The 12,185-nt window shown below is 69.7% G+C and carries 7 protein-coding genes; 2 read left to right on the top strand and 5 right to left on the bottom strand.

All coding sequences use genetic code 11. The features are described 5' to 3' along the window. Positions 1 to 59 precede the first annotated feature (59 nt). The 5 genes from ABTX60_RS00035 to ABTX60_RS00015 all read right to left on the bottom strand — a co-directional run bounded on the left by ABTX60_RS00035 (position 60) and on the right by ABTX60_RS00015 (position 7,498). Complete coding sequence (locus ABTX60_RS00035) at positions 60 to 938, bottom strand: carbohydrate ABC transporter permease (RefSeq protein WP_352094775.1); 879 nt, start codon at positions 936 to 938, stop codon at positions 60 to 62. Next, a complete protein-coding gene (locus tag ABTX60_RS00030) occupies positions 935 to 1,918 on the bottom strand; it encodes a carbohydrate ABC transporter permease (RefSeq protein ID WP_352094774.1) in 984 nt (327 codons plus the stop codon). Before ABTX60_RS00030 ends, ABTX60_RS00035 begins: the two co-directional genes overlap by 4 nt. A 100-nt stretch (positions 1,919 to 2,018) precedes the next feature. Continuing rightward, positions 2,019 to 3,341, bottom strand: coding sequence for an ABC transporter substrate-binding protein (locus tag ABTX60_RS00025; protein ID WP_352094773.1), 1,323 nt, complete (start codon positions 3,339 to 3,341; stop codon positions 2,019 to 2,021). A gap of 67 nt (positions 3,342 to 3,408) precedes the next feature. Continuing rightward, a complete protein-coding gene (locus tag ABTX60_RS00020) occupies positions 3,409 to 6,390 on the bottom strand; it encodes a glycoside hydrolase family 2 TIM barrel-domain containing protein (protein WP_352094772.1) in 2,982 nt (993 codons plus the stop codon). A 109-nt stretch (positions 6,391 to 6,499) separates the two neighbouring features. Next, a complete protein-coding gene (locus ABTX60_RS00015; RefSeq protein ID WP_352095121.1) occupies positions 6,500 to 7,498 on the bottom strand; it encodes a LacI family DNA-binding transcriptional regulator in 999 nt (332 codons plus the stop codon). A 441-nt stretch (positions 7,499 to 7,939) separates the two neighbouring features. Between ABTX60_RS00015 and ABTX60_RS00010 the strand changes: the two genes are divergently transcribed. Continuing rightward, on the top strand, positions 7,940 to 10,741 hold the full coding sequence (locus ABTX60_RS00010; protein ID WP_352094771.1) for a hypothetical protein: 2,802 nt from the start codon (positions 7,940 to 7,942) through the stop codon (positions 10,739 to 10,741). 182 nt (positions 10,742 to 10,923) lie between these two features. Next, positions 10,924 to 12,039, top strand: coding sequence for a winged helix DNA-binding domain-containing protein (locus ABTX60_RS00005; protein WP_352094770.1), 1,116 nt, complete (start codon positions 10,924 to 10,926; stop codon positions 12,037 to 12,039). Positions 12,040 to 12,185 lie beyond the last annotated feature (146 nt).

Raw genomic sequence — 12,185 nt, 5'->3', positions numbered from 1 at the left:
GCCGGGAACGCACTGCTGAGTACCCGGCGGCGCGGCGCGCGTAACAAACCCGCTCAGACCTACTTGACGGCGCCCGCGGTCAGGCCCTTGCGCCAGAACCGCTGGAGGCTGATGAAGGCCACGAGCAGGGGGATCAGCGACAGGAACGCACCGGTGATCGGCAGCAGCGGCGGCACGCCGTTGGCGAACTCCGAGCGCCACTGCACCAGGCCCACCGTGACAGGCAGTCGTGAGGGGGAGTTGAGCATGAGCGAGGGCAGCAGGTAGTTGTTCCAGATACCGACGAACTGGAACAGGAAGACGGTCACCAGCGCCGGGGCCATCAGCGGCAGCGCGATCCCGAAGAAGGTGCGCTGTTCGCCCGCTCCGTCGAGTCGTGCGGCCTCCAGCAGTTCGCCCGGGACGGACGCCGCGGCGAAGATCCGGCACAGGTAGACGCCGAACGGGCTGACGCAGCTGGGCAGCAGCACCGACCAGTACGAGTTGGTGAGGTCGAGCTTGGCCATGAGCATGAACAACGGCAGGGCGAACATCGGCGCCGGAACGAGAACCGAGGCGAGGATGACGTTGAAGACGCCTTCCCGGCCGCGAAAGCTGAACTTGGACAGTGCGTACCCGGCCATCGCGGACAGCAGTGTGCTGACGGTCGCGCCGACGAGGCTGTACAGCGTGCTGTTGGCGAGCCAGGCGGAGAAGACGCCGCCCTCGAAGCTGAACACCGTTCTGATGTTGGCGACCAGGTCGAAATGGGAGAACCACAGCGGCATACCGGTGTAGAGGTAGCCCGAGCCCTTGGTCGCGGAGACGAACAGCCACCACAGCGGGATCAGCGTGTACAGGGCCATCAGGCCCAGCACCCCGTTGACGGCGACCTTGCTCGCGATGTCGGGGCCGCGGCGGCCCGGTCGGGTCGGCCGGCCGGCCTGGATCACGCTCATGCCATCGCTCCCTTGCGCTGGGTGTACTTGAGGAATCCGAACGAGAGCACGAGGGTGATCAGCGCGAGCACCACGGACTCGGCGGCGGCCAGGTTCTGGTCGCCCAGGTCCATGCCCAGGGTCGTGTTCATGATCGGCGAGAACTTCGGCGAGACGCCCTGGATGCGCGCGCCGACCAGCACCGCCGGCTCGGTGTACAGCTGCGCCGTCCCGATGATGGAGAAGACTGTGGTGAGCACCAGCGCGGGACGCACGAGCGGGATCTTCACCTGCCACGCCAGCCGCCATCCGGTGCAGCCGTCGAGCGCGGCGGCCTCCATCACCTCGGCGGGGATGGTCTGCAGCGCCGAGTAGATGATCAGCATGTTGTAGCCGGTCCAGCCCCACGTGATCATGTTCCCGATCGAGACCGGCACCCACGACGGCGACAGGAAGTCGACGTCGATCCCGATGTGGGACAGCGGTCCGGTGAACGGCGACAGGCTCTTCGCCAAGAGGAAGGACCACATCACCGCGGCGATCGCACCCGGCAGCGCGTAGGGCAGAAAGAACGCGAGCCGGAAGGTCTTGCGCAGCCGGGCCGAGCGGGAGTCCAGCAGCAGCGCGAGCAGCAGGGCCAGGCCGAGCATGACCGGGACCTGGACGCAGCCCAGCAGCACGACCCGGATGATCGACGCGATGAAGTCGTGGTCGCCGAAGGCGGCGGCGTAGTTGGACAGTCCCGCGAACTCCGTGGACTGCGTGCCGCCGAACAGCCCGGCGCGGTGGACGGTGAAGAAGCTCTGGTAGACCGCGTAGCAGATCGGCGCGATCATCATGGTCAGGAAGAGCACCGCGAACGGCGCCAGGAAACCCGTCGCGGTCAAAGCGGTACGGCGTCCGGTGCCGCGCCGGCGCCGACCGGCAGGGGAGAGCCGGGGGGTGAGCGCGGGTACCGGCCGCGGCGGTGACGCGGTCGGGGCGCTGCTGGGACTGCTCATGGAAACCTCGCTGGGCGGTTCGTGTCGGGGAGCGGGTTCCCGCGGCGCCGGGTACGGGCGGCCGCGGGAACCCCTTCGGGTCGGCTGGGGTCCCGCTGCCTCAGCCGCCGGTGACCGACAGTCCGAGCTGCTTGATCGCGGCGACCGTCGAGGCCTGGACCTTGGTGACCGCGGCCGGCAGGGTGCCCTGGCCGATGGCAGTGGTGAAGTCCGTCTCGACCTGCTGGTAGGTCGGGCCGTTGGTCCAGGTGGTGGGCACCTGCGCGGCGGAGGCCTTGTACAGCTCGCCGACCTTCTGGCCGCCGAAGTAGGGGTCGCCCGCCGCGAGCGACGGGTCGTTCTGCCCGGCCTTCGACGCCGGGTACAGGCCGCCGACGGTGATGCCCGTGCTCACGGCCTTCGGGTCGGAGGACAGGAACGCGGCGAACTGCTCGGCTTCGCGGGGGGTCTTGCACCCGGTCATCACCGAGGTGGCCGAGCCGCCGTTGCTGGCGCTCTTGCCGTCGCCGGCGCTCCAGGTCGGCATCGGGGCGACCGCCCACTTGCCCGACTGGTCCTTCAGGTCCGACTTCAGGCCGCCGGCGGCCCAGGCCGCGTTGACGAACGTCAGCACCTTGCCCGCTTCGGCGGCCTTGTCGAACTGCGGGTCCCAGGCGTTGCCGGTCTTCGTCACCAGACCCTTGTCCTTCATGCCCTGCCAGAAGGAGGCGACCTTCCGTGTGCCGGGGTTGTCGATGCTGACGGTCCAGCTGTCTCCGTGGGTCGAGTACCAGGACTTGCCGGTCTGCAGGCTGAAGGCCGCCAGATCGTTGCCGTCGCCGGGTGCGGTGCCGAACTTCACGCTCGGGTCGGCGGCGGCGACCTTTTCGGCGTCGGCCTTGTACGCGGCCCAGGTGGCCGGCGGCTTGCTGATGCCGTACTTGGCGAAGAGGTCCTTGCGGTAGAAGAGGACCATCGGGCCGACGTCCACCGGGACGCCGTAGATCTTGCCGCCGACGCTGGAGGCCGAGACGGCCGACGGGACGTACTTGGCCATGTCGGCCTTCGCGTACTGCGTGATGTCCATGACCGTGTTCTTCACGAGCATCGACGGGAGGGTGCCGTACTCGATCTGGGCCAGGCACGGACCCTTGCCGGCGGTGATCGCGTTGGTGATCTGGGTGTAGCCACCCTTGCCGCCCGACGGGATCTTCTTGAAGATGACCTTGCTGTCCGGGTGAGCGGCGTTCCACTGGTCGACGATCTTGTCGTAGCCGGGGGCCCAGCCCCAGAACTCCATGCTCACCGGCCCGCTGTGGTTCGGTTCCGCCGCACCGTCGCCGGAGGTGCTCTTGCCGCTGCCGCACGCGCTGAGACCGGCCGTGAGGAGCGCCGCGGTGGCGAATGCCACGAGTCTGCGGGTGCGTATGGTGGTGCTGTCCATGTGAGGAAACCTTCTGTGACAGGGAGAGGACTTGCTGGATGGCCGGTGGGCGGGCGTGCAGGCCTGCCTACCGGCCGGTGCCGAACTCCAGGGCGAACGCGGTGGTGACCGCGGCCAGGACGTTCGGTGCCGACGGGCCCGGGCCGCAGGCAGTGCTGCCGAGGCCGTGGTGCGCGTGGTCGAGGTGCAGATGGAGTCTGCCGTCGGGGACCAGGTCGTGCTGGTGGGCCGCGGCGGCCAGGGCTTCGGTACTCCAGGGACGGACGGTCAGGTCGATGACCGGGTCGCCGGTGATGAGCAGGGTGCCGCCCGGGGCGGTGATCCTGGCGCGGCGGACCTGGTGGCGGTTGCCGTTCTCCTGCGGGCGGACCTGTGGGATCTGCATCGCCGAGACGGTCGACCGGTAGCGGCCGACGCGAGCCGCGGCGCGGGAGTCGCGGTACGCCTCACCGGGGCCGGGACCGAACCACTCGACTTCGGCGTCGGTGCCGGGCAGCGACATCGCGACTCCCAGTCGGGGCAGCGGCACCGGCCATGGGCCGTAGGGGGTGACGACTGCCTCCAGCCGGAGCCGGGCCTGGCCCGCGTCCGGTGTGGCACAGGCCGTCCAGCGGTAGACCACGCCGAGCCCGGAGGAGGACCCGGCTGCGGCCAGCCGGGCGGTGACCGTGAGTCCCGCCGCGTCGGGCTCGACACCCAGGACGTCGTGGCGCATCCGGTGCAGTCCGGCGGCGAACCAGGCGCCGGACTGCGGCTCGCCGAAGGCATTGAGCAGGTCGTTGTCGATCGGGGCCCGCCAGATGTCCAGCCTCGGACCGTCGAGCTCCAGGTCGCCCAGCCGTGTCAGCACCCCGCTGCGGGCGTCGAACCGCGCGGGACCCAGGGCGATGCAGTCGTCGTGGGCGCTCGCCGGCGCCGGCGTGAAGGGGACGGGCGAGGCGGCCGGCGCCACGACCAGCCCCTGCGCCCAGGCGATCTCGTGACCGGCCACGGCCCAGGTCTCGTCGGCGGCGAGCACCGCGGTCACGGTCAGCCACACCTCGTGGCCGGAGTCGTTCTTGCGCGCCGCGTCGAGCGCGGTGGTGAGGTCGGCGGGCCATTCGACGGTGGTCGTCGCGCCCGGAGCGGTCGCGGTCACGGTCAGCCCGCCGGAGCCCGTCGGCTCACCGCCGTCCTCGACGCTCCACCGGAAGTCCAGGTAGCCGCTGTCGCGGACGTGGTGCAGGTTGTGCACGCCGATCTGCCGCGTCGCCGGGTCGATGTGGATCCGGACCGGTTCGATGACCTTCTTGTACTCGGCCAGGCCCGGCGACGGTGTGCGGTCGGGGAAGAGCAGCCCGTCGGCCACGAAGTTGCCGTCGTGGACCTCCTCGCCGAAGTCCCCGCCGTAGGAGTAGAACGAGTCGGGGGCCTCCTGCCCGGTGTCCGCCTGCCCGGTGAGCCGGGCGATCCCGTGGTCGATCCACTCCCAGATGAATCCACCGGCCAGGCGCGGATGCGCCTCGATGACCTGCTGGTATTCGGACAGCCCGCCGGGGCCGGTGCCCATGGCGTGTCCGTATTCGCACAGCACGGCCGGCAGGGCGCGGCGGTGCGCGTCGTCGGCCGGATCGGCCGTCGGTGCCTCCTGGCGGCGTCCCACGGCGGCCAACTCGTCCACGCCGATGTACATGCGGGAATACAGGTCGACGTACGCGCAGCTCGCGAAGTCGCCCTCGTAGTGGATCAGGCGGCTGTCGTCGCGCTGCCGGATCCACTCGGCCGCGGCGGCCAGGTTGGCTCCGGTGCCGGACTCGTTCCCCAGTGACCAGACGATGACCGAGGGATGGTTCTTGTCGCGTTCCACCAGCCGCGCGGCCCGGTCCAGGTAGGCCTCGCGCCACGCGGGGTCGTCGCTGGGGTTGCGCCGCCAGCCGCCGGGTTCGAAGCCGTGTGTCTCGAGGTCGCCCTCGCAGAACACCCACAGACCGTGCTCGTCGCACAGGTCCAGGAACCGGTGGTCGGGTGGGTAGTGGCTGGTGCGCACCGCGTTGATGTTGTGCTGCTTCATGAGCAGCACGTCGCTCACCATGGTGTCCACGGCGAGAGTCCGCCCCGCCAGTGGATGCCATTCGTGGCGGTTGACGCCCCGCAGCGAGATCGGCTTGCCGTTCGCGGTCAGGACGCCGTCCACGACGGCCACGGTGCGAAAGCCGATGCGCAGCGGTATCCGCTCCCCGGCTTCGGAGACCAGTTCTCCCGTGTACAGGCGCGGCCGTTCGTCCGACCAGGGTTCGATGCCGTCGATCACGTGCGGGCCGGCCGGATCGGCGGCGGATATGCCGAGCTCGGGCACCGACAGGGACACCGGCGTGGGGGCGGTGACGTCGACGGCCAGGGTGCCCTGCCCCGTCGTGTGGTCGTAGGCGGTGTGGACGAAGAAGTCCTCGACACCGCGGGCGGCCACGGACACCGACCGGAAGATCCCGGACAGCCACCACATGTCCTGGTCTTCCAGGTAGCTGCCGGACGACCACTGGTGCACGCGGACCGCGAGTACGTTCCGGCCGGGCCGCAGAACCGCGGAGACGTCGAACTCGGTGGTCAGCCGACTGCCCTTGCCGTCGCCGAGCCGGATTCCGTTGAGCCACACCGCGAACGCGGAGTCGACGCCCTCGAACCGGAGCACAGCAGCCGACGCCGGGAACCCGTCCGGCACGTCGAATCCGCGGCGGTACTCGCCGGTCGGGTTCTGCGGGGGCACCCGCGGCGGGTCGACCGGGAACGGGTACAGGATGTTGGTGTAGGCCGGAGCGCCGTAGCGCGGCTCGCCGGGCAGGCCGGTCATCTGCCAGCAGGACGGCACGGCGAGCAGGTCCCAGGCGGTGTCGTCGAAGTCCGGTGCGGCGAAGTCCCCGGTGAGGTCGTCCAGCCCTGACGCCAGCCGGAATCTCCAGTCGCCGTCGAGGACGATCGCGGGCAGGTCGGAAGCGAACGCGGCGCGCGGCCGCAGCCGTCCGGTGCCCGGCGACCGGTCTTCGACGTAGGCGTTGGGGCCGAGGTCTTTCATCAGTGGAGATGCTTTCTGTCGTGACTCGTGGAGGTCGCGGGAAACCGGTGCGGCAGGATCGTGCTGCGGACTCTTCGGGGGTGATGTGAAGGCCGAGCGGTGCCAGGCGCTACTCGGTCGCCCGGGGCGGGGCGCTGCTGTCGCGGATGGTCAGGGTCGGGCGCAACAGCGATATGACGTTGGTCGGCGGCCGGCCGGAGTCGACGGCGCGCAGCAGCAGCTCGACGGCCTGCTGGGCCATCTCCCGCTTCGGGAAGGTGATCGTGGTCAGCGCCGGCTGGATCTGTCCGACCTGGGCGATGTCGTCGAAGCCGACGACGCTGACGTCGCCGGGGACGCGCTGCCCGGACCGGACCACCGCCTCGACGGCACCGACGGCCAGGATGTCGTGGGTGGCGAAGATCGCCGTCAACTCCGGGTCCGCCTCCAGCGCCGCACGGCCCGCGGCGAACCCGCCGGCGGCGTCGTCTCTGGTGCAGGCGAACACCTTGCTGTCGTCGATGCCGAGACCGTCGTCGGCGAACGCCCGGCGCAACCCGCGCACACGCGGCGCGTGTGAGGGGAGGTCGGCGATCACCGCGACGTTGTGGTGGCCGAGATCCCTCAGGTGGCGCCCGGCCAGGAACCCGGCGTGCTCGTAGTCGATGGACACCACCGGCAGCGTGGTCGGAGGGTCGCCCTCCCAGGCGAACAGGGCGACCGGGAAGGCGGCCTCGGCGAGCATCGGAAGCTGCTGTGCGACGCCCTTGTCCCCGGCCACCAGCAGTGCGTCCACCGAGCGCGCGGCGAGGTTCTCCAGGTGGGCCCGGGTGTAGCCGGGATCGTCGCGGGTCGTGGCCAGCAGCAGGTTGTAGCCGTGACCGACCAGCACGTTCTCGACCTCTTCGACCACCTCCGAATAGAACGGGTTGGCCACCGACGGCACGAACAGCCCCACGGTCGCCGTGCTGCCGGTTCTCAGCGAGCGAGCCACCAGGTTCGGCTTGTAGCCGAGCTCGGCGATCGCCGCGTTCACCTTCGCCAGGGTCTCGGGCCGCACCTTCTTGCCGGACACCACGTTCGAGACGGTCTGCTTGGCGACACCCGCCCGAGCAGCCACCTCCGCCATCGTCACCACGGGCGCACCCCCAAAACATGTATCGATCCACGTAAGTGGCGTCAGCGTAGGTCGGACTGTCGCAACAGAGCAAGACTTCGCCGGAGGGTCGTGATCCAGCGGTTACAGGAACACGGCGAGAACACGCACGTCGCACCCGGTTTGCCGCTGGAGAACGGCGGAAGCGTTGACGGTTCCGGAAATGCGGGATTAACATCCCGGCCACGCCGATCGCGTGGATCGGTCAATGAGAGGGAGCCGTCCGCAGCCCACCACGCGCAGCACCACCCCGAGCCACCCGGTGCATCGCCCTCAACGCGTCGTGGTGGTCCTCTCGCGCGACAGCGCCGACGGCCGCAGCCCGGCCGCGGCATCGCGCATGCTCCGCGCCGTCTCCAGCAGACGGGGAGCACCTGAACAGACCTGGAAAGGTCTAGTCCTGAGGAGACAGGCATGATCCGACCGGCCGGCGACGACGCCGTCCAGAACCCCGTCGCGGCGCGGCGGCGCTCGCGCGTGCACCGCATCGTCGCGGCCGCCGTTGGCGCCACCGTCACGGTGGCAAGCCTCATGCTCACCGGCGTCGTCCCCGCACAAGCCGCCACCACCGTCGACACGTACGCGCCGACGGGAGTGGGAGGCGGTACGACCACGTCTCCGGACGTGGCGTCCACCAAGTACCAGGTGCAAGCCGCGGGCACGCCCGTCCAGGCTGTGCAGTACAACCAGAACGGTCACAACTTCGACATCGCGCGCTTCGCGTCGGACTCCCGCACACCGACGATCACCGTCACGCTGCCCAGCACCACGATCAACACGGTGAACGTCTACCCGGCGCGCTACTACCCGGCCGGCAGCGTCTCGGTGAGCACGGACAAGCACACCCTGACGTTCCAGATGTCAGCCGCCGCCGGGTTGAACCAGGCGATCGTGATGGTCAACGGCGACTCGACCAACGCGGCGGGGCAGCCCTACCTGGCGGTCGTCAACGACCCCCTGGAGGACCCGGCGCAGCGTCCGGACACCACGAGCGCATCGGACGGTTCCGGCGTCAACCTGCAGACCGGCGTCCTCAACTTCCAGGAGTTCGCCGCGAAGTACCTCGCGGCGCACCCGAACAGCGCGGCTCAGACGGCTCCCGCCGCGACGACCAGCTCCATGGCCGGCCGGACCGTCAACGGCACCGCCATCCCCGCCGGTCAGCAAACCTCGGCCGGGAGCCTGGTGAGCGCGAGCAGCGTCAATGTGCGGTACCCGAAGGTGCGGGTGATGGCCGCCAACGACGTCACGTACGCCCTGCAGGCCGCCATCGCGACCATCAAGGCCAACCCGACGGCACTCAACACGCTCTACTTCCCCAACGGCACGTACGTGTGGTCGGGTCTGCTGGTCAACGGTGTGGACGGCAGCAAGCTCAAGGGCGGCAAGCTGAAGATCTACACCGACGAAGGGGCCCTGCTGAAGAACCGCGTCCAGGCGTACATGGAGGCATTCGAACCCGCGATCGGAATCATCGGCTCGAGCGACATCGAGATCGACGGCCGTGGCGTCTTCGACGGCAACGGTGTGGCGAACTACAACGCCGTCAGCAGCGGTGACCTGCACGACGCCTACCGCAGCCAGCACCAGGGCGGCGTCATGGTCATGCACTCGTCGGACATCACGTTCAACGACACCTACGAGCGCAACGCGAAGCAGTGGAACTGGGAGACCCACAGCGCCCACCGCGTGACGTTCAACAACATCAAGGCCCTCACCCCTTACGCCCAGCCGTGGGTGGACGGGACGGACTTCGCCAGCGGCCAGGACATCACCGCCAACGGCGTCTTCACCCTCGGCAACGACGACGCGTTCGCCTCCGGTCACTACAACCCCAGCAACGGATTCACCCCGCTGGCCTCCGGCGTGTGGAACAACTTCAAGCTCGGCACCTCCAGCGCCGACGTCCAGGGCTATGTCAACGCGGTGGGGGCCTACGACACCGTCTCCGACGACCTCGGGTTCGACTCCAACCAGTGGGACAACGAGGACTCGAAGAACATATCGGTCAGCAACACGTTGAACTGGACCGTCAACGGGGGCAACGCGATCCGACTCGGCTACCAGACGAACGGATACAAGCTCACCAACTACACGTTCGACAACTTCAACTCTCTGTCGGCCCCGGCCGGCGGCATCCTCGCGATGAACAACAGCAACACCTACCCGCGCATCCAGAGCATCGTGGTGAAGAACAGCTCGGTCGACAACTCCCGGTACACATCGGGCCCCATCAGCGTCAACGGCGGCAACGGAACCACCCAGACCGTCACCGCCGCCCAGCAGGCGAACAACGGGTACGCCCCCAACCCCGACGGCTCGGGCACCACGTACTCGTACACCAAGACCCCGATCGGCACCGTCAACCTCGACAACGTGTGGTTCTCGAAGCAGAACACGGGCAACACGATCACCGGCGTCACCAACGCGACGCTGAACAACCTCCGGGTCGCGGGCCAGCTCGTCGAATACACCAGCCAGCTCCCGCTGACGACGAGCGGGGTCGGCACGCTGACGACCACCTACACGGACGCGGGAGGCCAGACCCAGAACGTCAAGACCGGCGCCCTCACCAACGGCGACACCTGGGTGGGCGCGTGGACCGGCGACCTGAGCTCGAACAACTCCTCGGACCTGACCCTCATCACCCGCAACACCGGCGTCGGCCTGATGGGTGAGCAGTACACCACGGGATCCGGAGACGGGAAGCTCACCTACCTCCAGTTCCCTCTCGGCGGCCTCACCAAGGCACCGAGCCAGGCGACGCTCCATCTCACCTACGTCGGCCACCGCTATTCGTCGGTTCCGTCGACCGACACCGACCAACTCCTCGTGCAGCCCGTCAGCAGCACCACCTGCACCGGAGGCGGCTCGTCCTGCCCGATCAACACGATGACCTGGCAGAACCGGCCGAGCTTCACCGCCACGACGTCCTCCGTCGCGAAGTCGGCCACCTTCACCCTCGGATCGACCATCATCCCCGAGGGCGGAGGGACCCACCAGGGCAACGCCATCGACGGCCGCGACATCACCGTCGACGTCACCTCCTTCGTCCAGAGCGCCTACGCGGCCCAGCAGTCCACGCTCCTGCTCGCCGTCGGCGACACGGGCACCAACCACGAGCTGCGCTTCGTCAGCTCCGAAGGCGCCACCGGCTCCGGGAAGCTCACCAACGCGAACGCCGACATGGCGCCCGGGCTGACCGTGACCCCGTAGACGCTCGAGGCCGGCCCGTCCCACGGGACGGGCCGGCCTCGGTGCGCGGCCCTCTCGGCTCGGCCGGTGGGACGCCGACGGAGGACGGCGGGGACGAAGGGTCGGGCAGAACAGGACCCCGGCCGGCCGGACCCATCCGTCGCGGCCAGAACCTGTCCGCAAGTCCCACTACCGTGCTTCACATGACGAACACCAAGCGGAGCGTCACCGGCACGGCACCCCTGCTCGACGCGCGTGCCCTCAACCGCGCGACCCTCGACCGGCAGTTGCTCCTGCGCCCGGCCCGGCTCTCCGTCGCGGCGGCCGTCGAGCACCTGCTCGGCCTCCAGGCGCAGAACGTCAAACCGCCGTACTACGCGCTCGCCGCCCGGCTCGACGGGTTCGCCCCCGAGGCGTTGTCCCGGCTGATGGCCGACCGCGAGGCCGTCCGGATCGTCACGATGCGCTCCACGATCCACACCCACACCGCGGACGACTGCCTCACCCTGAGGCCGCTGGTGCAGCCCGCCCGCGACCGGGAGCTCGTCACCTTCCGCAAGGGACTCGCCGGCGTCGACCTGGACCGGCTGGCCGGGCTGGCCCGCGACCTCGTCGAGACCGAGCCCCGCACCATGGGGCAACTGCGCGAGGCCCTGCTGAAGGAGTGGCCCGACGCCGATCCGCAGGCCCTGGCCGTCGCCGCCCGCTGCCGCCTCCCGCTGGTGCAGGTGACGCCGCGCGGTCTGTGGGGGCGCAGCGGGCAGGTCAGTCTCACCACCGCCGAACACTGGCTCGGCCGGCCCGCTCAGCCGGCGCCCACGCCCGACGCGGTCGTCCTGCGCTATCTGGCCGCCTTCGGCCCGGCCTCGGTGAAGGACATGCAGACCTGGGCCGGCATGACGCGCCTGCGCGACGCCTTCGAGCGCCTGCGCCCGCAGCTGACGACCTTCCGGGACGACAGCGGCACCGAACTCTTCGACCTCCCGGACGCCCCCCGCCCCGACCCGGGCACCCCGGCACCGCCGCGGTTCCTCCCCGAGTTCGACAACCTGCTGCTCTCGCACGCCGACCGCAGCCGCGTGATCCCGCCCGAGCACCGGGGCCGCTCGTGGAAGGGCAACATGGCCTACCGCACGCTCCTCGTCGACGGCTTCCTCGCGGGGCTGTGGCGGCTGACGGAGGACGCGCTGGTGATCGAGCCCTTCGACCGCCTCACCCGCGCGCGGCAGGACGAGATCACCACCGAGGGGGAGCGGATGCTGCGGGTCATGCACCCGGGATCGTCGTACGACATCCGGTTCGGCGCCGTACGGAGCTAGGGCCTACCGCGTCACGACATGGATAGGGGGCGTTGGGGGGGGGGCGGGGGGGGGGCCCCCCCCCCCCCCCGCCCAAACCCACGGGGAGTGAGGTGAAAGGATGATGGGGGCGCGGTTTTTGGGGTGGGGGCAAGGCTGGGGGAGTT

It is taken from the genome of Streptomyces sp. NPDC126510, from assembly GCF_040302345.1.
Classification (GTDB): domain Bacteria; phylum Actinomycetota; class Actinomycetes; order Streptomycetales; family Streptomycetaceae; genus Streptomyces.
Note: the sequence above shows the minus strand (reverse complement) of the source record. Positions and strands in the feature narration are given on the sequence as shown.

What these genes read in the sequence shown, in the direction of transcription:
- ABTX60_RS00015 (WP_352095121.1), bottom strand. Translation starts at nt 7,498, where the DNA reads ATGGCGGAGGTGGCTGCTCGGGCGGGTGTCGCCAAGCAGACCGTCTCG.
- ABTX60_RS00020 (WP_352094772.1), bottom strand. Translation starts at nt 6,390, where the DNA reads ATGAAAGACCTCGGCCCCAACGCCTACGTCGAAGACCGGTCGCCGGGC.
- ABTX60_RS00010 (WP_352094771.1), top strand. Translation starts at nt 7,940, where the DNA reads ATGATCCGACCGGCCGGCGACGACGCCGTCCAGAACCCCGTCGCGGCG.
- ABTX60_RS00035 (WP_352094775.1), bottom strand. Translation starts at nt 938, where the DNA reads ATGAGCGTGATCCAGGCCGGCCGGCCGACCCGACCGGGCCGCCGCGGC.
- ABTX60_RS00030 (WP_352094774.1), bottom strand. Translation starts at nt 1,918, where the DNA reads ATGAGCAGTCCCAGCAGCGCCCCGACCGCGTCACCGCCGCGGCCGGTA.
- ABTX60_RS00005 (WP_352094770.1), top strand. Translation starts at nt 10,924, where the DNA reads ATGACGAACACCAAGCGGAGCGTCACCGGCACGGCACCCCTGCTCGAC.
- ABTX60_RS00025 (WP_352094773.1), bottom strand. Translation starts at nt 3,341, where the DNA reads ATGGACAGCACCACCATACGCACCCGCAGACTCGTGGCATTCGCCACC.